At 57.5% G+C, this 19,389-nt stretch carries 17 protein-coding genes; 13 read left to right on the top strand and 4 right to left on the bottom strand.

Going from position 1 to position 19,389, the window contains the following annotated elements; translation table 11 throughout:
- The first annotated feature begins 98 nt into the window (after positions 1–98).
- The 3 genes from mgtE (at position 99) to H4N61_RS10025 (ending at position 2,947) form a co-directional block, all read left to right on the top strand.
- Complete coding sequence (gene mgtE, locus H4N61_RS10035) at positions 99–1,514, top strand: magnesium transporter (protein ID WP_248305943.1); 1,416 nt, start codon at positions 99–101, stop codon at positions 1,512–1,514.
- Between the two features lie 324 nt (positions 1,515–1,838).
- On the top strand, positions 1,839–2,516 hold the full coding sequence (locus H4N61_RS10030; RefSeq protein WP_182393906.1) for a glutathione S-transferase family protein: 678 nt from the start codon (positions 1,839–1,841) through the stop codon (positions 2,514–2,516).
- A complete protein-coding gene (locus H4N61_RS10025) occupies positions 2,513–2,947 on the top strand; it encodes a DUF1489 domain-containing protein (protein WP_169194854.1) in 435 nt (144 codons plus the stop codon). Before H4N61_RS10030 ends, H4N61_RS10025 begins: the two co-directional genes overlap by 4 nt.
- Before the next feature lie 168 nt (positions 2,948–3,115).
- Here the strand turns inward: H4N61_RS10025 and uvrA are convergent, their stop codons facing one another.
- Complete coding sequence (gene uvrA / locus H4N61_RS10020) at positions 3,116–6,010, bottom strand: excinuclease ABC subunit UvrA (protein ID WP_199368467.1); 2,895 nt, start codon at positions 6,008–6,010, stop codon at positions 3,116–3,118.
- A gap of 454 nt (positions 6,011–6,464) precedes the next feature.
- On the opposite strand from uvrA, the gene ssb reads away from it, so the two are divergent.
- Positions 6,465–7,007, top strand: a complete 543-nt coding sequence (ssb, locus tag H4N61_RS10015) for a single-stranded DNA-binding protein (RefSeq protein ID WP_182393905.1) — start codon at positions 6,465–6,467, stop codon at positions 7,005–7,007.
- Positions 7,008–7,204: 197 nt separating this feature from the next.
- The gene (locus H4N61_RS10010) at positions 7,205–7,957 is read left to right on the top strand and encodes an MBL fold metallo-hydrolase (RefSeq protein ID WP_169194851.1); all 753 of its coding nucleotides are present in this window, start codon (positions 7,205–7,207) and stop codon (positions 7,955–7,957) included.
- A gap of 1 nt (position 7,958) precedes the next feature.
- Here the strand turns inward: H4N61_RS10010 and H4N61_RS10005 are convergent, their stop codons facing one another.
- The 3 genes from H4N61_RS10005 to H4N61_RS09995 form a co-directional block, all read right to left on the bottom strand.
- Positions 7,959–9,209, bottom strand: a complete 1,251-nt coding sequence (locus H4N61_RS10005; protein WP_169194850.1) for a GGDEF domain-containing protein — start codon at positions 9,207–9,209, stop codon at positions 7,959–7,961.
- Positions 9,210–9,265: 56 nt separating this feature from the next.
- Positions 9,266–9,796, bottom strand: coding sequence for a hypothetical protein (locus H4N61_RS10000; RefSeq protein WP_169194849.1), 531 nt, complete (start codon positions 9,794–9,796; stop codon positions 9,266–9,268).
- A 145-nt stretch (positions 9,797–9,941) separates the two neighbouring features.
- Complete coding sequence (locus H4N61_RS09995; RefSeq protein WP_182393904.1) at positions 9,942–12,317, bottom strand: efflux RND transporter permease subunit; 2,376 nt, start codon at positions 12,315–12,317, stop codon at positions 9,942–9,944.
- 229 nt (positions 12,318–12,546) lie between these two features.
- Here H4N61_RS09995 and gyrA point away from each other — a divergent pair, with 229 nt between their 5' ends.
- The 8 genes from gyrA (at position 12,547) to H4N61_RS09955 (ending at position 19,337) form a co-directional block, all read left to right on the top strand.
- Complete coding sequence (gyrA, locus tag H4N61_RS09990) at positions 12,547–15,369, top strand: DNA gyrase subunit A (RefSeq protein WP_282567593.1); 2,823 nt, start codon at positions 12,547–12,549, stop codon at positions 15,367–15,369.
- 67 nt (positions 15,370–15,436) lie between these two features.
- Entirely contained in the window at positions 15,437–15,823 is a 387-nt protein-coding gene (locus tag H4N61_RS09985) for a tautomerase family protein (RefSeq protein WP_182393903.1), read from the top strand.
- 64 nt (positions 15,824–15,887) lie between these two features.
- Complete coding sequence (locus H4N61_RS09980; RefSeq protein WP_248305941.1) at positions 15,888–16,499, top strand: LysE family translocator; 612 nt, start codon at positions 15,888–15,890, stop codon at positions 16,497–16,499.
- Entirely contained in the window at positions 16,472–17,005 is a 534-nt protein-coding gene (locus H4N61_RS09975) for a GNAT family N-acetyltransferase (RefSeq protein WP_199368466.1), read from the top strand. The genes H4N61_RS09980 and H4N61_RS09975 overlap by 28 nt, the downstream gene beginning before the upstream one ends.
- 17 nt (positions 17,006–17,022) lie before the next feature.
- A complete protein-coding gene (gene coaD / locus H4N61_RS09970; RefSeq protein WP_169194845.1) occupies positions 17,023–17,517 on the top strand; it encodes a pantetheine-phosphate adenylyltransferase in 495 nt (164 codons plus the stop codon).
- A 2-nt stretch (positions 17,518–17,519) separates the two neighbouring features.
- Complete coding sequence (locus H4N61_RS09965) at positions 17,520–18,098, top strand: peptidylprolyl isomerase (RefSeq protein WP_169194844.1); 579 nt, start codon at positions 17,520–17,522, stop codon at positions 18,096–18,098.
- Positions 18,099–18,225: 127 nt separating this feature from the next.
- Positions 18,226–18,738, top strand: coding sequence for a peptidylprolyl isomerase (locus H4N61_RS09960; protein ID WP_169194843.1), 513 nt, complete (start codon positions 18,226–18,228; stop codon positions 18,736–18,738).
- 149 nt (positions 18,739–18,887) lie between these two features.
- Entirely contained in the window at positions 18,888–19,337 is a 450-nt protein-coding gene (locus tag H4N61_RS09955; RefSeq protein WP_210257045.1) for a DMT family transporter, read from the top strand.
- Positions 19,338–19,389: the final 52 nt, after the last annotated feature.

The raw sequence follows: 19,389 nt of genomic DNA, 5'->3' as shown, positions 1-19,389 counted from the left end.
AGAAGAGAAAAGCTTTTGCAGGTCACTGGCGCGGCGCAGATTGAACAGGTACAGCTTGCCACGCCCCTGAAACCCCCAGGACACGAAAAGGGCTCCCTATGAGCGACGAATCCACAATCATGTCCGGTGAAGACCTGGGCCGTGTCGACAGCACCTTCCGCGATGCGGAGGGGCGGATCAGCCTTGCTTGGGTAGGCGAGGTTCGGGCGCTGCTCGAACGCGAGCAGCTTGAGGCGCTAGTCGCGCTCTTAGAGCCGCTGCATGCGGGGGACGTTGGCGACCTGCTCGAACAGCTGGAAGCTGAAGAGCGTATCCATCTGGTTCGACTACTCGGTGATTTGTTCGACTTCTCGGCCCTGACCGAGGTCGACGAAAGCATCCGTGTCGAGATCATGGACGCGATTCCGAATACGGAAATCGCCCGCGCCGTGGCCGAACTCGATCATGACGACGCGGTGTATTTGCTCGAAGATCTGGAGCAAAAAGACCAAGACGAAATTCTGCGGGCTATGCCCACGTTCGAACGGCTGGCGTTGAAGCGAAGCCTTGATTTCCCTGAAGATTCGGCCGGACGCCGGATGCAGACGGAATTCATCGCCATTCCGCCATTTTGGACGGTGGGGCAGGCGATCGACTACCTGCGCGCCGAGCCCGAATTGCCGGAAGAGTTCTATCAGCTCTACGTAGTTGATGCGGGCTATAAGGTGCTTGGCGTTTTGCCGCTCGATCGGTTCTTGCGGACGCAGCGTGCGGCCAAGGTCGATACGATCATGAACACGCAGCTGACGCTCATAAAAGCGGAAGACGACCAAGAAGAAGCCGCGCGCATTTTCGAACGCTATGACTATGTCGAGGTTGGCGTGGTCGATAATGGCGACCGTCTTGTGGGCGTGTTGACCATCGACGACATTGTCGACGTTATTCAGGAAGAAGCCGAAGAAGACATTCGCCTGATGGCAGGCGTGGGCGACGAAGACGTTTCTGACACCACGGTCGACACGGTGAAGAGCCGTACGCCATGGCTGGTGGTGAACCTGTTCACGGCGCTGTTCGTATCGTTGGTCATTGGGCTCTTCGACGCCACCATCGAGCAAATGGTGGCGCTCGCCGCGTTGATGCCGATTGTTGCTTCTATGGGCGGGAACGCCGGGGCGCAGACGATGACTGTTACGGTGCGTGCGCTGGCCATGCGTGAGCTGGATGGTGGACGATTGCGCCGGCTTATTCGCCGCGAAATGGTGGTGGGCGTCGCCAATGGGGTGCTCTTCGCCATTCTAATCGGGCTTGTGACCTGGTTCCGCTATAGCAATCCAGAACTGGGTGTGGTGATCGCCTTGGCCATGGTGATCAACATGATCGTTGCCGGTACATTCGGTGTGCTCATTCCATTAACGCTGGATCGTTTGAAAGCGGATCCGGCGATTGCATCGGCAGTTTTCGTGACGACGATTACCGATGTGGTTGGCTTCTTTGCATTTTTGGGAATTGCCGGGCTGTGGTTCGGACTATTCTAACAAACAGTCATGCGAACGCATCCGCGTGACTGTTGCAGAATGGTCGCTTGCATCCCGTCTCTATTGTCATTAGCGTTTCATTTACCATCTGCCGCGCGGTGGCGGCTTGGTGTGGACGACTGACAAGGAGCGATCTCATGCGCAGTCAACCGAAGCCTAATCTGTGGATGACCATGAGTTGGGCACTGGTGTGCCTTGTGTCCATGGCACTGGTTTTTTCGATTGTAGCTGGCGTTGCTTAAACGCCGGGACTAGTCTCTCCCAAGAGTTCAGGAAGGGCGCCTGGCCACCGGGCGCCCTGCTTTTTTGGTTGAGGAGACTGCGGTGAAGCTATTGATCGGGAATCGCAATTATTCGACGTGGTCTTTGCGTCCTTGGCTCGTACTCAAGCATTTTGACATCGCTTTCGAGGATGAAGTTCTACAACTTTCTGGCCCGAATTTCCGTGATGTCCTAGCGCAACATTCGCCCACCGGGCGTGTGCCGCTGCTGATCGATGGGGAGCTGCTGATCCCGGAATCAATCGCCATCATCGAGTATCTTGCCGAGACATTTCCGGAGCATGCAATCTGGCCGCGTGATCGGGCGGAGCGCGCATTGGCCCGTGCCGCAGCAGCCGAAATGCATGGTGGGTTCTCGGCATTGCGCAATCACGCCCCGATGAACCTAAGGGCTTCGCACCCAGGTAGGGTGGATGCGGATGTGGTGCGTACCGATTTGTCGCGCCTCGAAGCGCTGTGGGGGAATTTTCTGCAGAAATCGGGCGGGCCCTATCTCTTTGGCGCATTCTCGGCGGCTGATGCGATGTTTGCCCCTGTCGCGACGCGCATTCGCACCTATGAATTGCCAGTGTCGGATTTGGCTGGTCGCTATGTCGAGGCGATTTATGCGCTGCCCGCCTTTCAGGCTTGGCGCAATTTGGCGTTACAGGAACCCTGGATCGTTGACGACGATGAGATCGACGTTATTCAGGGGCGTGTCGCTCCGGGAAATTTGGCATGATTCATATGGTTAAACTCTGCGTTGGGATTTCCAGCGTGGAGGAACTCGAAAGCTACCGCTATGAGCGCGCTCATTGGTGGGGCGCTGATTATGGCGAGGACGTGCACGTTCACCGGACGCGTATGACGCCCAAACGCGGCGACGAGATGGAAGGCAAGGCGTCGATCTATTGGGTCATCGCAGGGTCTATCGGTTGCCGTCAGAAGATCCTGCGGTTTGGCTCGCACACCAGTGAAGAGGGGATCAACTATTGCGATTTGATCCTTGATCCAGAGATTGTCCGGACCGTGCCCTATCCCAAGCGTCCTTTCCAAGGCTGGCGCTATCTTCGGCCAGAGGATGCTCCGCCTGATCTGGGCGTCGGGGCGAATGACGATAGCGATAACTCGATGGAGATCGCCGCTGAATTGGCACGGATGGGGCTGATCTGACGGGGCGCTGAACCCCACCCTCGATCCGTCCCCCGGGGGCGCAGGGGCGATGGGTCTGCACCACAGGGTGAGCGCAGGCTTTCGCTTTGCGGGGCTGGCTGTGCTCAGTTTGTGATGGGGAAGTGTATATAAAACAGGGGCCTAGTGGCCCCTGTTGAGAGTTTGAATCTATTCGGCTGCGCGGGTCGCATATTGAGGACGTCGTTCGATGACCTCCTTGAGGTACTTGCCCGTATAGGATCGCTTATTCGCCGCAACGGTTTCTGGCGTGCCTGCGGCGACGACTTCACCACCACCATCGCCGCCCTCAGGGCCTAGATCGATCACCCAATCGGCGGTCTTGATGACTTCCAAATTGTGTTCAATGACGACAACGGTATTGCCGCCATCGACCAGTTCCTGAAGCACTTCTAAGAGCTTGGCGACGTCGTGGAAGTGAAGGCCCGTGGTTGGCTCGTCGAGCATGTAGAGCGTGCGGCCAGTGGCGCGTTTCGACAGTTCCTTCGACAGTTTCACGCGTTGCGCTTCGCCGCCCGAGAGGGTCGTTGCCGGTTGGCCAACCTTGACGTAGCCGAGGCCGACGCGCTGGAGGGTGGCGAACTTGTCGCGAATGACGGGGACGGCCGCGAAAAACTCGACGGCTTCTTCGATGGTCATGTCGAGAACGTCGGAGATCGACTTGCCCTTGAACTGGACTTCCAGCGTTTCGCGATTGTAGCGCTTGCCCTTGCAAACGTCGCAGGTGACGTAAACGTCGGGCAGGAAGTGCATCTCGATCTTGAGAACGCCGTCGCCTTCGCATTTCTCGCAACGGCCGCCCTTAACGTTGAAGCTGAAGCGGCCCGGGCCGTAGCCACGTGCCTTGGCTTCGGGTAGGCCCGCGAACCACTCGCGCAGCGGCGTGAACGCGCCGGTGTAAGTGGCGGGGTTGGAGCGCGGCGTGCGGCCAATCGGGGATTGGTCGATGTCGATGACCTTGTCGAGATACTCGAGACCAGTGAGGCTTTGGTGCGGGGCGGGGACCACGCGTGCACCATTCAGGCGACGCGCAATCGCACTGTACATGGTGTCGATCATCAGCGTCGACTTGCCGCCACCGGAAACCCCGGTGATGGCGACGAACATTCCCAAAGGAATGTCGACATCGACATTCTTGAGATTGTTGCCTGTGGCACCCCTAAGCGAGAGCGATTTGCCCGTTTTACCTTCGCGGCGTTCGGCAGGGATAGCGATCCCCATGCGGCCGGAGAGGTATTTGCCGGTTAGAGAATCCGGGTGGTCTAGAATGTCCTGCGGCGTGCCTTCGGCAACAATATTGCCGCCGTTGACGCCAGCGCCGGGGCCAATGTCGAGAACATAATCGGCGGTCAGGATCGCGTCCTCGTCGTGTTCAACGACGATGACGGTATTGCCGAGATCGCGGAGGCGTTGCAGGGTTTCGAGAAGGCGGGCGTTGTCGCGCTGGTGCAAGCCGATAGATGGCTCGTCCAGAACATAGAGCACGCCGGTCAGGCCCGAGCCAATCTGGCTGGCAAGACGAATACGCTGGCTTTCGCCGCCCGACAATGTGCCGGAATTGCGGGACATGGAGAGATAGTCGAGGCCCACATCGATCAGGAAATTGATGCGTTCGCGGATTTCCTTGAGGATGCGCTCGCCAATCTGCTTTTGGGTCGGGCTCAGCTTGTCGGTGAGGTCATTGAACCACTCAGCGGCATTGCGGATCGACTTCTCCGTCACCTGACCAATGTGTAGACCATCGATCTTGACTGCCAAGGATTCTGGCTTGAGGCGATAACCGCCGCAGGACAGGCATGGCTTGGCCGACATGTATTTTTCGATTTCCTCGCGCGTGCCAGCGCTTTCGGTTTCCTTGTAGCGACGCTGCAAATTGCCGATGACGCCCTCAAACGCTTTTGACGTTTTGTATTGGCGCAGGCCATCGTCATAGACGAAGTCGATAGCAGTGCGGCCGGTGCCGAAGAGAACGGCGTGCTGAACTTCGAACGGCAGGTCTTTCCACGGCGTGGTCATGGCCGCGCCGTAGTGGGACGCAACGGCCGCGAGGGTCTGCTGGTAATAGGGCGCGCTGGTCTTGGCCCAAGGTAGAATGGCCCCGTCCTTAAGCGAAAGCTCGGTATCGGGGACGATCTGATCGCCATCGATGCCTTGCTCGGTGCCGATGCCGTCACAAACTGGGCAAGCGCCGAAGGGATTGTTGAAGGAGAACAGGCGCGGCTCGATCTCGGCGATGGTGAAGCCGGAAACAGGGCAGGCGAATTTCTCGGAGAAGGTCAGGCGACGCGGATTGCCCTTGTCGTCCTTCTCATCGGCGAATTCGGCAAAGGCAATGCCTTCTGCAAGACCAAGCGCCGTTTCAAAACTTTCGGCGAGGCGGCCGGAGATATCGGGTGAAACAACAAGCCGATCAACCACGACTTCAATGTCATGCTTGAACTTTTTATCGAGGGCCGGAGCGTCTTCGATCTCGTGGTATTCGCCATCGATTTTGACGCGCTGGAAGCCGCGGCGCATCAGCTCGGCGAGTTCCTTCTTGAACTCCCCCTTGCGGCCACGAGCGATCGGCGCGAGCAGATAAAGGCGTGTACCTTCCGGGAGCTCAAGCAGGCGATCCACCATCTGGGTGACGGTTTGGCTTTCAATCGGCAGGCCGGTCGCTGGTGAATAGGGAATGCCAACGCGGGCGTAGAGAAGGCGCAGATAGTCGTAGATTTCGGTGACAGTACCCACCGTCGAGCGCGGATTGCGCGAGGTGGTCTTTTGCTCAATCGAAATCGCGGGAGACAGGCCTTCGATGTGTTCCACATCGGGTTTCTGCATCATCTCGAGGAACTGGCGGGCGTAAGCGGAGAGGGACTCCACATAGCGGCGCTGGCCCTCAGCATAGATGGTATCGAAGGCGAGAGAGGATTTTCCCGAGCCGGAAAGGCCGGTCATCACAATGAGGCTGTCGCGCGGGAGCTTGACGTCAATGCCCTTGAGATTGTGTTCGCGCGCCCCGCGGACGATGATTTCGCGGTTTTGGCTCGGCGGGTTCTTCATCTGGTCGTCCATGCTTCAAATGGCGCAGCGGCTGCTGCACCATGGGAGTTATACGGATTTGGCGAAAGCCATCACATAGGCTCGCGTTGGGTTGCGCGCAAGAAATGCTAACGCGATCGTCAACGCAAAGGTTTTCGAGTCCGGTTCAAATGTTTTGTGAACGTAAAGGGAACATTTTATTTGAGCAAGCCCCGAATACTGCGCGACTTCGGAAGTCTGCTTGCATCAAGCCTGCTGACAGACCGTGTCAGCAGGGGCTTGACCGGCGGGCTTTGGTGTGGAACATTTTGAGAACATTAGTCAGTTGTTAAGAACCTGAAATGCGCGCCTGCACCGCGAGGCGGACTGGTTTAAGGTGGCTGACTTAGGTGAGTGTCCCGCACCGGGGATGGCCTCACCTCCTTGGAGCGTCCCGTAACGGTGCAGACCGGGACTGAATTCGGAAGGATTTGCCATGGCTGGCAGTGTGAACAAGGTTATTCTCGTGGGCAATCTGGGCAATGAGCCCGAAGTCCGCAACCTGCCGAATGGCGGTAAAGTTGTGAACCTTTCTATCGCGACTTCTGAACGCTGGAAGGACCGCAACAGCGGTGAACAGCGCGAGAAGACTGAATGGCATCGCGTGGTGATCTTCTCGGAAGGTCTGGCTCGTGTTGCTGAGCAGTATCTGCGCAAGGGTTCGAAGGTTTACATCGAAGGTCAGTTGCAGACCCGCAAGTGGCAGGACCAGTCCGGTCAGGACAAGTATTCTACTGAGATCGTGCTGCAGAACTTCAACTCGTCCATGGTGCTGCTAGATGGCCGTGGCGAGGGTGAAGGCGGCGGTGGCGGCGGCGGTTTCCGTGGTCAGCAGGACGACGGTGGTTTCCGTGGCGTCAGCAACCAGGGCGGTGGCGGCGGCGGTGGCTACGGCAACCAAGGTGGCGCATCGCGTCGTCCTTCTTCCAATGCGCCAGTGTTTGAGCCAGGCGGCATGGATGATGATATCCCGTTCTGATGTCGCTTTAGCAGGCATAGAATTTTTGAAGGGCTGCTCGCGAGAGCGGCCCTTTTGCGTTTGCGACTGGCCAGAAGATGAGATTTGGGTTGGTGCGAGGGGGGATGCGCGTTAGAGTTTTGCAATATTGATGCAAAGCATAGGTTTGGTAGAGCGCTTTACACTCGGCAAACGTGGGAATTTTCTTGGAGGAAGAAATGGTACAACGACGTTCAGTTTTGTTTGGCATGGCACTGCTGCCTTTGGGTGCGGCCACGAGTGGAGGGTTGGTTATGGCGCAGGAGGCAAGCGCAGACACAATTCCAACCAGCGGGGGCGATCTGCTCATTCACCCAGTAAACCACGCCAGCCTCGTGTTGGAGTGGGGTGGCAAAGCGATCTATGTCGACCCTGTTGGCGGGGCTGAGCTCTATGCAGACTTGCCGCCAGCCGATGCTATCGTGATCACACATGGTCACCAGGACCACTTCCATCTGCAAACGCTCATGGCCATCGCTGGGGATGCCAAGCTGATTACCAATCAGGAAGTGTTCGACCTTTTGCCTCCAGCACTGAAAGCCAATGCAACTGCTCTGGCCAATGGAGCAGAGGGGAGCCTGCTCGATATTCCGGTGCGTGCTATTGCGGCGCACAACATCACGGCAGACAGGATGAATTACCATCCGGTGGGCGTTGGCAATGGCTACGTATTGAGCTTTGGCGATGTGACTGTCTATGTGGCCGGCGATACAGAGCCCACTGACGACATGCTGGCGCTAACGAATATCACCGTGGCCTTCGTGCCAATGAACCTGCCGTATACGATGACGCCTGACCAAGCGCTTGAAGCGATCAATACATTCAAGCCCAAGATTGTTTATCCCTATCACTTTGGGAAAAGTGACCTCAGTCCACTGGAAACAGGGTTGGGTGAAGGGATCGAGCTGCGCATGCGCAACTGGTACGCGTGAATTAGCTGTCGCGGAACAGGCGCCACGTTCCGCGGCCGCTTTCCTTGGCCTGATAGAGGGCCAGATCGGCGCTGTGATAAAGTGTGTCTGCCACATCGTCGGCCTGACGCACGGCGACGCCAATCGAAATCCCAATCCGACACGATTTGTCGCCGAACATCATGGGGGCGGCGAAGGCCTCCAAAATGGTGCTTGGTAGAGCGTGATCAAAGGGCTCGGAAGCATCCGTCACAATAGCGAACTCGTCGCCACCCAAACGGGCCACGAGTGCCGAGGGAGGGACGACAGCTTTAAGGCGGCGCGCCGTCTCAATGAGGCAGGCGTCTCCTGCAAGGTGGCCGAATGTGTCGTTGATGGTCTTGAAATTGTCGAGGTCGACGAGCAGGAGGGCGCCGACAACCTGAGGCTTGGTACGGCCATGCAGATCATCGAGGCAGGATTGGAAGCGGATGCGGTTGGCGATGCCTGTCAGTGGGTCGGTTTCGGCCAGTAGGCGGGTTTGTTCGACGAGTGCGTGTTCTGCCGTGATGTCCTGCTTGACGCCATAAATCTGCGTCGGGACGCCATTGATGTGATCAATGGCGGCGGTAATGCGCAGAATGCGCTTATTGCCCTTCGCCGTAGTGATGTCAGCGTCCATAGAAAACCCGGTCAAGGTTTCGATGGCACGGGCCCGGCGCTGTTCAAGCTCGGCGGCTGACTCAGCTCTGTACAGGCGCAACACTTCATCGCGCGAAACGATCGTGCGACGTGGCAATTCGAAAAGATCGTAGACGCCATCGCTCCAAGACAGAGTTTCGTCGGGCAAAGTACAGCCCCAGACGCCTATTCGCGCTGTGGCTGCGGCGCGCTCGACGAGCTCGGCGTGATGATCGGCGGCTTTGCGATGTTGGCCAAGTGCGCTTTTGGCTAGAAGCGCTGTCGCCTTGGCGAGGGCCCGATAGAGGTCTGCGGGGGAGCGCCGCTCATAGGTCCAGAACAAGCACCAGCTGGCTTCAGTGGCGTAGGCCGACAGGAATGGCACGCCAATCAGGCTCATGCCATTTGGTAAAGTGTGTACCGTGCCCTCGTCGGACCGGATCGGGGAATAATTGAAATTGGCTAGGGCAAGACCGAGCTGCATATGCCATGCGCCGTCGGCCGACTGTAAGCCCGCGCCTTCCCAGCCAATGGCCATGCGAACAGTGTCCAGCCATTCTTCGTCGGACTGCAAGCGATGCAGTGCCGAGATGAGCGGCTGGGACTGAGACACGATCATATTCCTTAAATTGACGGCGTGTTCATTGTGCGGCGCGTTAGCGCGATGGTTTAGTTTCGCGTCAGCGGAACTTCAGCGCGCAGGCTATCGCCGGACTCGATGTAAATGGCTTCAAAAACGATGCCGATGCTCTCGCCTGTGAGCTGGATCTGAGCCGAGATGTTGAGGTCTTTACCCTTCTCGTCCTGCTCGCGTTCGCGCAGGTTGAAGATCAGATTTCGACCGCGCTTCTGACCAATGGCCGTGGCGTGGAAGGTGGCGTTCGTGGTGAGGGCGGCTTCGTAGCGGCGCGTTTGCTCGTTGAATGCAACGGTGCCGGCGAGCGACATGGTGGTGCCTGCCAGAGTGCATCGGCCATTGTAGTTCACCTTGTCGCCATTCCCCTGGGACATGGTGAGGCGGCAGACCACACTTTCTGTGGTTGCGCCATAAAGCGTTCCACGACCGCGCCATTCCCCAATGTAGGACTTGATCAGGGCGACATCCGCTGGCGCCGCAATGACCGGCGAAAGGCTCGTCGGTGCGCCGACAAAAACTGCGGCCAGTGCAGCCAAGCGCACGAAAGTCTTAAAGAATGTCACGGCCGAAGCCCCCCGGTGTATGCGTTGCGTCTCTCTTTAGGACGCAAAAACTTTTACTTTGTCGGCGTCATGCCTACTGAGAATCGTCATGCGACTCTAGGCGGAGCTCAAACTGAGCGGCAAGCTCGCTCAGCATAATCCGCTATCACGGTTTCGGATTTGTTGCCGATTTTAGATCCGGCGCGTGGGCGTCCATGTTGCTCCCAGCTTCTTCACCGAGTTGAACACTGATTTTTCCCAAGGGCTGGAAGAACTTTCCGCCAGCAACCAGCAGGGCCGGGAGAATGAAAAGATCCCCTATGAGCGCAAAAGCGAGTGTGCCGACGAACAGAGTGCCGAACAGGGCAACCTGTGGCAGGTCCGAGAACACGACGATGAACACGCCCGCGCACAGGATGATGGTGGTGGCGATGATGGCGCCGCCAATGCGGTCGATGGTGTGCTTGACCGCTTCCTTATGCTCTAGGCCCTGGGCTCGGCGAGCATGGAGATAGTGTGAGAGGAAGTGGACGGTGTCGTCGACGGCGATGCCGAAGGCGATGGTGAGGGCGATGACGGTGGTCAGTTGAAGGCCTGCGCCGCTGAAATAGAGCCAGGCTTCGGTTGCTAAAATTGGGAAGAGATTGGGGATCGCCGAGGCCAGCGCGACGCGGAAGCTTTGGAAGGCAAAGCCAATGAGCGCTAGGTTGATAAGGACCGATAGGGTGAGATCAAGCTGGAGCCCGCGGACGATGTCATCGGTGGCCAGAGTGGCTAAGACGCGGAAGCCGCCAACAGTGGCATCGTCAATACCGGCTGCACGAAGGTCTGCCTGCATGGCGTCGACCATGTCCTGCAAAGCGTCGGATTGAATGATCGTGGGGATAAAACCCGTCACGAGTGCCTGCGAGCCTTCTTCATTGATGAAACGGCGCTGCATGAAGGGCCCGACGGATTCAAAGAGCTCGTCATGGGTTAGCCCGGCGGCAGCATATTCGGTGACGCTCGCGGCAGAGATGACCTTGTTTTCACCGACGTGTTTTTCGGTAATCGCGTGGACTGTTTGGATTTTCGTAAAGTCGCGATCACTCAGGCCGTCTCCGGGATCCGCTAGGCCGATGCGGACATAGAGCGGGGCAACGCCACCAACACCTTCGTCGATGCTTTCGGCGGTGGCCAGGGCCATCGAGTCTTTGGCCATGAAATCTTCAAAGGAGAAGTGCGGCTTGATCAGCGCATAAGGAATGAGCAGCAGGAGGGTGACGACAATCGCTGCCACAGAAATTGGCCGACCGAATTTGTTGGCGAGTTTCCAGCTCAAGGGCAGTGGGGCGGTGAGGGCGCGGGAATAGCGCTTGGGCGGAGTAAAGCCGAGCTTGATCGCCAGCTTCAGCAGCAGCGGCAGGAAGGTCATCAGGCACACAAAGAGCAGGAAAGTGCCCATGGCGCCGGCGATAGAGAATTCGCGAATGCCCTGACCCGGCGTGAGGGAGAGCGAGGCGAAGCTGACAAAGGTTGTGAGCATGGTCAGCGCTGCGGCCGGACCGACCAGTTTGACAGTGGCGTCTACGGCCTCGTTGGGCTCCATGCCGTCGCGCCAATAGCCAAGCCAGTTGAAGATGAAGAACATGGCTTCGGCAAAGGAGATCACCAGCACCAGTGTCGTCACGATAATGGTCAGGAAGGTGAAGGAGCCGAAGAAATACAGCGCCGCGCCCATGGTCCACGAGACAGCCACGAATGGGGTGGCGGCGACGAGCAGTGCGCCCCAGAAACTACGCAGCGTGGCAAAGGCAATGACGGCACCAAGGGCAAAGCCCCAGATGGTGAACTTGATCTGGTCCGACACTGAGGCATTGACCATTTCGCCGGTCCAAATCGGCGGGCCTGTAACCTCTGTCTGAATGTCGGCGCTTTCGTAGAGCGCGAGGCTCTCGCGCAAGGAGGCAATCATGGCGGGGGCGCCATGCTCTGACACCATATCCTTATCGGTGAAGACGATGAGGACAACGCCATCTAGGTCCGGCGTGATCAGATTGCGCATCATGGGATCAAATTGCTGCAGATCCATGAGCGTCATCGCCACTTCGTCGGGCGTCAGCATGTCCTCTGGCACAGCGGGAACGGAAGAGCCGTCCCAAGTCGGCGTGCGCATGGTGAAGGGGGACATGGTGCCGGTGACGAACTCGTTGAGTTCTAGCTCAAAGGCGAGACTGCGGATTTCTTCAAGGACCTCGGGCTCGACCAGCCGATCGGCTGTGACCATGACATAGATGTCATTTTCGAAGGTTCCGAAGGTGCGAGAGAGGTCTTCATAGGCGTCATAGTGATCGCCAGAATGGGCGAAGACGCGAAGAAGATCGCCGTCGACATTGGCTTTGGGGAGCTGGCTGAAGGTGGCAATCGACAAAAGTACGACGAGGAGCGCCACGATTTTGGGGTGGCGTAGGGTCGTCAGCCCGATGTGTTCCAGCCCAAAGCCGATAGAGCGCTTGTGCGTGACGCGGTCGAGCGCGCGTTTGAATATGGACGGCTGAGACACTTGCGACGGACTCCCCGGTGTCGGAAATAGATTGCCGGATTTGTATGAAACCACCCTAGGCCCGTCTAGCGACAGAGCGCCGTTTCAAACTTCTGCTTCTCGTTCCAGAGCCTTGAAGCCGTGAAATCCTGTGAAAAGCCCCGTCCACAGGGTGGGGAGGTGCAAAATTGGTAATTTCCGGTGGAATCGCCTATCAATTAGGCTAACTGCATCAATGTAGAATCACACAGTGACAGACACGCCAGAAGATGGGGCCGGCGCTTCGCCAACCTCAGACATCGAACCGATCTACATCACCGACGAAATGCGCACGAGCTACCTCGATTACGCGATGAGCGTGATTGTGAGCCGTGCTCTGCCAGACGTCCGTGACGGCCTAAAACCTGTTCACCGTCGTATCCTATTCTCGATGAGCGAGAACGGTTACGAGTACAACAAGCCGTTCCGTAAATCGGCGCGTGTGGTCGGTGACGTTATCGGTAAGTATCACCCTCACGGTGACTCCTCGATCTATATGGCCTTGGTCCGTATGGCTCAGGATTTCGCCATGGGCGAGATGCTGGCTCAGGGCCAAGGGAACTTCGGCTCTGTGGACGGCGATATGCCGGCCGCTATGCGTTACACCGAAGTGCGCATGCAGAAGATCACCAACTCCTTGCTCGACGACCTCGACAAGGACACGGTCGACTTCCGCGACAACTATGACGGCTCTGAACGTGAGCCGACTGTGTTGCCTGCACGCTTCCCGAACATGCTGGTCAACGGCGGGACGGGGATCGCGGTGGGCATGGCCACCAATATCCCGACTCACAATCTGAGCGAAACGATCAATGCCGCTTTGGCTGTGCTGGACAATCCAGACATCACCGTCGAAGAGCTGATCGAGCATCTACCCGGTCCTGACTTCCCGACAGGCGGCATTATTCTGGGTCGTGCGGGCATCCGTCAGGCTTATGAGACCGGCCGTGGCTCGATCATGGTGCGTGGTCGCTCGACGGTGGAAGAGGTTCGCAAGGACCGTGAAGCCATCGTCATCACCGAAATCCCATATTCGGTGAACAAGGCGCATCTCGTTGAAAAGATTGCTGAACTCGTGCGCGAAAAGCGCGTCGAGGGCATTTCCGACCTGCGCGACGAATCCAGCCGCGAAGGCATGCGCATTGTAATCGAAGTGAAGCGCGATGCGCTTCCTGAGGTCGTGCTCAACCAGCTCTATCGCTACACCCAGCTGCAAAGCTCGTTTGGCTGCAACTTTGTTGCGCTGAACGGCGGTAAGCCAGAGCTGATGAATCTCAAGCAGATTTTGTCGGCTTTCGTGCAGTTCCGCGAAGAAGTCGTAACGCGTCGCGCACGCTTCCTGCTGAACAAGGCGCGTGACCGCGCGCATATCTTGGTCGGCTTGGCTGTTGCGGTGGCGAATATCGACGAAGTTATTGCGCTCATTCGTACCGCGCCCGATCCGGCGACAGCGCGTGAGCAGTTGATGACACGTCGCTGGCCTGCGGCTGATGTTGCGCCGCTGATCAAGCTGATCGACGATCCGCGTCACCGTATGAATGACGACGAGACGTTCAATCTTTCGGAAGAACAGGCTCGCGCTATTCTCGAACTGCGTCTGGCTCGTTTGACCGCTCTCGGTCGTGACGAAATCGGCGAAGAACTGAATGGTCTTGGCACGGAAATCGAGGACTATCTCGACATTCTGCGTTCGATCACTCGTATTCGTGCGATCATTCGCGAAGAACTTGAAGCGATCCGCGAAGAGTTCGGCAAGCCGCGTCGCACTGAGATCACCGACCACGCTGCAGACTTCGATGACGAAGACCTGATGGCGCGCGAAGACATGGTCGTGACCGTGTCGCATGCGGGCTACATCAAGCGCGTTCCGCTCTCGACCTATCGAGCGCAGAACCGTGGCGGCAAGGGCCGCTCCGGGATGGCGACGCGTGAGGAAGATTTCGTTTCGCGTCTGTTTGTAGCCAATACGCATACGCCGGTTCTGTTCTTCACCAACCGTGGTATCGCCTACAAGCTCAAGGTCTGGCGCCTGCCGCTCGCTGCGGTTAACGGCAAGGGCAAGGCGCTGATCAACATCCTGCCACTTGAGCAGGGTGAGCGCATCACCTCGATCATGCCGCTGCCAGAGGATGAAACCACCTGGAGCAACCTCGACATCATGTTCGCGACAACGCGCGGTACGGTTCGCCGTAACTCGCTGTCCGACTTTGTCGAAGTGCGTCAGAACGGCAAGATCGCGATGAAGCTCGATGAGGGCGATTCCATCGTCGGCGTCGATACCTGCACCGTGAACAACGACGTGCTGATGACGACGGCACTGGGTCAGGCGATCCGCTTCCGCGTTGATGACGTCCGTCTGTTCAAGGGCCGTGACTCTATGGGCGTGCGTGGTATCGCGCTTGCCGAAGGCGACACGGTCATATCAATGACGATCATCAACCACTCGGACGCGAGTGCGGAAGAACGGGCTGCCTACCTCAAGATGAGCCGAGCCGTTCGTGGCGAAGGTGAAAGCGAAGAGGGCGGTTCGGACGAAGGTGAAGTCGCTGCTGGCGAGTTGAGCCAGGAACGCTACGCTGAGATGAGTGCTGTCGAGCAGTTCATCTTGACCATTTCCGAAAACGGCTATGGCAAGCGCACCTCGAGCCACGAATATCGTATCACCGGTCGCGGTGGTAAGGGCATCGTGGCCATGGCGGTGAACAAGCGTAACGGCAATCTCGTTGCGTCCTTCCCGGTCGAAGACGCTGACCAGATCATGCTGATCTCGGATGGCGGCCAGACCATTCGTCTGCCAGTGGGCGGTGATAAGCCAATCCGCATCGTGAGCCGTGGCTCGCAGGGTGTGATTGTGTTCAACACAGCTGACGGCGAGAAGGTCGTTTCGGTCGAGCACATCTCCGAGCCGGAAGATGATGAAGGCGTGGTCGTGACTGCAGCTGACGGTGAGGCTCCGGCCGATCCGACTGCGCCAGAAGCGCCGCCGAGCGAACCTGATGCAGGCGAGACGCCTCCAGAGGGCGACCAAGAGTAAATAATTGAAAGGGCCGTTCCATTGGGACGGCCCTTTTGTTTGTGCTGAAATATGAGTTGAGAGAGCTATGCCTTCAACGCGAATTGAAACACGACGTGGCTGGTTGGGAGAGAGGCGACGGGAGTTTCTGGAAGCCGTTCAACGGGCGCTGATCACGGGCATTCTGATCCCCGAAAATGATCGCTGCGTCAGGCTTGTCGAGATTGATGATGAAGCCTTCATCACGGGCAAGGAGAAGGGCCCGGGTTATGTGGTGATTGAGATCAGCCTCTTCACCGGGCGGAGCATTGAGGCCAAGCGTCGTCTTTATGCTGCGCTGGTGGCAGAGCTCGCGCCGTTCGGTGTTGCAGCCCATGACGTCAAGGTGATCTTGCACGAGGTTCCGCGAGAAAACTGGGGGCTGGGTGGCCTTCCGGCCAGCGAAATCGAACTTGGGTTCAAGGTTCACGTGTGAGGCTTTAGGCTCGCCCCCGATAGGGGCTTTGAGAACACGCGCTGGGGGATGACGGATGGTCTCCATGTCTACGCTTCTGCCTTATCTGGTCGCTTGCTTCCTGTTGGCCATCGTCCCTGGTCCGACGGTGACGGTGATCATTGCCAATTCGCTGGCACGCGGCACTAAGGCCGGTCTGGCCATTGTCGCCGGTACGCAGGCCGGGTTTCTGGCAATGACATTTGTCGTCGCCCTCGGCATGGAGGCGCTCGTTGCGTTTATGGGCTGGGCCTTCGACATCATCAAGCTGATTGGCGCTGGCTACTTGGTATATCTGGGCTGGAACATGTTGCGCTCCAAAGGCGAGCTGGGGCAGGGCGCGGTGAAGACTGAGCGCTCAACTTTTCGCATCGCGGTGGAAGGGTTTCTCGTCATTCTGAGTAATCCTAAGGTGCTGATTTTCCTTGGCGCTTTCCTGCCGCAGTTTGTTGACCTCAATCAGCCGGCGTTTCCGCAAGTTATGGCCTTGGGGATATTTTTCATGCTGGTCGCGGGTTCTACGGACGCGCTGTATGCGTTAGTCGCCGGGCGAGCTCGCGAGTTGATCAGCGCACAACGCGTGCAGTTGGTGTCCCGAGTTTCCGGGGTGATCTTGATGCTCGGAGCCGTGTGGCTCGCTTTCATGCAGAAGGCTTGAGGGGGCTGCAGATTTCCACGCTCACCATTTGTAGGTTGCAGAACGCACGGACACATTTGGATGTTGTTACTGACCGGCTGTGGCGCACTTGGTGGCAGCCATATGGAGAGACGTTAGAGAGCGTGCAATCGGCGCTCTCTGCGGTTTTGGACGCGAAGGAGTTTCCTTTTACGCTCGTCGCACTTCTCGAAGGTCAGTTCGCAGGGACTGTTACGGCAATCGACAGCGATATTTTCGAGCGCCCGGAACTATCCCCATGTCTGGCGGCATTATGGGTCGAGGACTGGGCGAGAGGTAAGGGCGTGGCCCGAGCGCTGGTTGCTGAGGTGACCATGCGCCTGCGACAGCTCGAACATCACACAGTCTATCTCTCCGCGAAACCGCCGTTGCAGGCTTTTTACGAGAGACTTGGCTGGCAGATTATTGAGCAGAACGTTGGACTCGAGCTTTTGATCATCTTTTCCAGAGACTTGCCTCTGTCCAGTTCACATGACAAAACGAGCTAACGTACAGGGAGGTTTTTGTGGCTAATCTTGTTGGGTTCTATCCTGGCTCGTTCGATCCGCTGACCAATGGTCATCTCGATGTTATTGAGCGGGCCTGCAAGCTCGTGGATATGCTTGTTGTCGGTGTTGGCGTGAGTGCCACCAAAAAGAACCCTCTGTTCACACACGAAGATCGCACAGAAATTCTGCGACAGGTGCTCGGCCCAATCGGCGTGCGCACGCAGACCGAATTCAAATTCGTCGATTTCTCGGGGCTCATGGTCAATGTGGCGCGCGAACATGGCGCCAAGCTGATCATTCGCGGGCTGCGGGATACGACCGACTATAATTATGAAATGCAGATGGTGGGTATGAATGCGCAAATGGCGCCGGACCTACAAACTGTGTTTCTGCCATCAAGCCCGCCTGTTCGGCACATCTCGGCCACATTAGTGCGTCAGATCGCTGAAATGGGCGGCGATATTTCCGCTTTTGTACCTTCAATCGTTCTCAAGGCTCTTCAAAAGAAATGACCATGATTACTCGCCGTACTTTCGCTGCGCTTGCGCTGAGTGTTTCGCTGGTTGCCGCTCCCGCATTCGCCCAAGAAGGTAAGCCGCACCTCATCCTGACGCTGGAAGACGGCGTGGTCGATATTGAACTGCTGCCTGAATTGGCACCAAAGCATGTCGAGCGCATTGTCGAGCTGACCAAGCGTGGTGATTATGACGGTGTTGTTTTCCACCGTGTGATTGATGGCTTTATGGCCCAGACCGGCGACGTGCAGTTCGGCAAGACTGAGGGCGCTGAGTTTAACCTCGGCCGTGCGGGCATGGGTGGTTCGGATCTCCCAGACGTAGAAGCTGAATTCAACAAGGAAAGCTTCCAGCGCGGTATCGTCGGCGCAGCGCGCTCGTCTGACCCGAATTCGTTTAACTCGCAGTTCTTTATCACTTACGCTGACGCGAGCTTCCTCGACAACCAGTACACCGTTTTCGGTAAGGTTGCGTCGGGCATGGAACTTGTCGATGCGCTCGAAAAGGGCAACCAGTCCAACAATGGTTCGGTCGCTAACCCCGACAAGATCATCGACGCTGAAATCGAATATAAGTAAGAGCTCAGTCAAAGCCCCCGGAGCGTCTGGGGGCTTTGTCATGACTGTGGGAAGTGCCGAAGCGCTTGCGCTTGCTGCCCATACCGCCTAAACCCGCCCAACAAATTTTAAATCAAGAGGCAGTCACATGGCCTACGCCGATCCGGAAAACACCCTCGTCATCGAAACCACCAAGGGCAAAGTGGTTATCGCCATGAAGCCAGAAGTGGCTCCTGGCCACGTTGCGCACATCAAGACGCTTGCTCGTGAAGGCGCGTATGATGGCGTAGTGTTCCACCGTGTGATCGAAGGCTTCATGGCGCAGACCGGCGACGTGAAGTTCGGCAACACCAATTTGCCAGAATTCAACCCAGCTCGCGCTGGTACCGGTGGTTCGAAGTACCCGAACATCAAGGCTGAATTCAACGCTGAGCCACACGTTCGTGGCACTGCGTCGATGGCCCGCGCTCAGGACCCGAACTCGGCTAATTCGCAGTTCTTCATCTGCTTCGGCGATGCTCGCTTCCTCGACAAGCAGTACACCGTTTGGGGCAATGTGATCGAAGGCATGGAATTCGTCGATCAGATCAAGCGCGGCGAGCCAGTGATCAACCCGGATCACATGGTTTCGGTCAAGGTCGCTGCAGACATCACCGAATAATCCTCTTCAGACTGGCGGCCTTCGGGTCGCCAGTTTGTTTTTGGCGACACAGTTCAAACCGTGTTGACCGACTCTGGAATGGAAGAGCGTAATTGCCGATGGGTTGATGGTTCATCCCCGTCGGGTCTTCTAGGGTCGCTGCTTTGAAAATGGATGCAATTCTTTGGGCGCTCGTGGGCGTCGTCGCTGGCGCGTGTATCGCTGTTCAAGCGCCAATCAATGCCAATCTGGGTAAAGCCCTCGAAGTCCCAATCGCGGCGGCGGCTGTGTCGTTTCTGGCGGGCGGGATTGTGCTCTGGGCGTTGGCGTTTTTGTTTAGCAATGTCACCGCCACCCCGATCAATTTTGCAGCACCGGCCTGGTGGACGCTGATCGCCGGCGGGCTGCTGGGCGCGGTCTATGTGTTCTCCAATATCACTTTGACGCCGATGATTGGGGCAGGGGCAGTGATGGCGCTGGCCGTGACCGGACAGCTTATGGCTGGGCTGTGGCTCGATAAAATCGGGTTTATGGGCATGGCGGTGCGTGAACTTAGTGTCGGGCGCATCACTGGTGCGGCGCTTTTGATCATTGGCGCGGTGATGATCCGGGTGCTTTAGACAGTGTTTGCTAGAGCCGTGTTTGTGTTGCGGCGTGAACATGGTAACGAGC

The sequence above is a fragment of the Devosia sp. MC521 genome (genome assembly GCF_014127105.1).
Classification (GTDB): Bacteria; Pseudomonadota; Alphaproteobacteria; order Rhizobiales; family Devosiaceae; genus Devosia.
Note: the sequence above shows the minus strand (reverse complement) of the source record. Positions and strands in the feature narration are given on the sequence as shown.

Bases quoted from the DNA above. Each gene is read 5' to 3' on its own strand.
- ssb (WP_182393905.1), top strand. From the start codon at position 6,465: ATGGCTGGCAGTGTGAACAAGGTTATTCTCGTGGGCAATCTGGGCAAT.
- H4N61_RS09955 (WP_210257045.1), top strand. From the start codon at position 18,888: ATGGATGCAATTCTTTGGGCGCTCGTGGGCGTCGTCGCTGGCGCGTGT.
- mgtE (WP_248305943.1), top strand. From the start codon at position 99: ATGAGCGACGAATCCACAATCATGTCCGGTGAAGACCTGGGCCGTGTC.
- H4N61_RS09980 (WP_248305941.1), top strand. From the start codon at position 15,888: ATGTCTACGCTTCTGCCTTATCTGGTCGCTTGCTTCCTGTTGGCCATC.
- uvrA (WP_199368467.1), bottom strand. From the start codon at position 6,010: ATGAAGAACCCGCCGAGCCAAAACCGCGAAATCATCGTCCGCGGGGCG.
- H4N61_RS09965 (WP_169194844.1), top strand. From the start codon at position 17,520: ATGATTACTCGCCGTACTTTCGCTGCGCTTGCGCTGAGTGTTTCGCTG.
- H4N61_RS09985 (WP_182393903.1), top strand. From the start codon at position 15,437: ATGCCTTCAACGCGAATTGAAACACGACGTGGCTGGTTGGGAGAGAGG.
- H4N61_RS10010 (WP_169194851.1), top strand. From the start codon at position 7,205: ATGGTACAACGACGTTCAGTTTTGTTTGGCATGGCACTGCTGCCTTTG.
- H4N61_RS10025 (WP_169194854.1), top strand. From the start codon at position 2,513: ATGATTCATATGGTTAAACTCTGCGTTGGGATTTCCAGCGTGGAGGAA.
- H4N61_RS09960 (WP_169194843.1), top strand. From the start codon at position 18,226: ATGGCCTACGCCGATCCGGAAAACACCCTCGTCATCGAAACCACCAAG.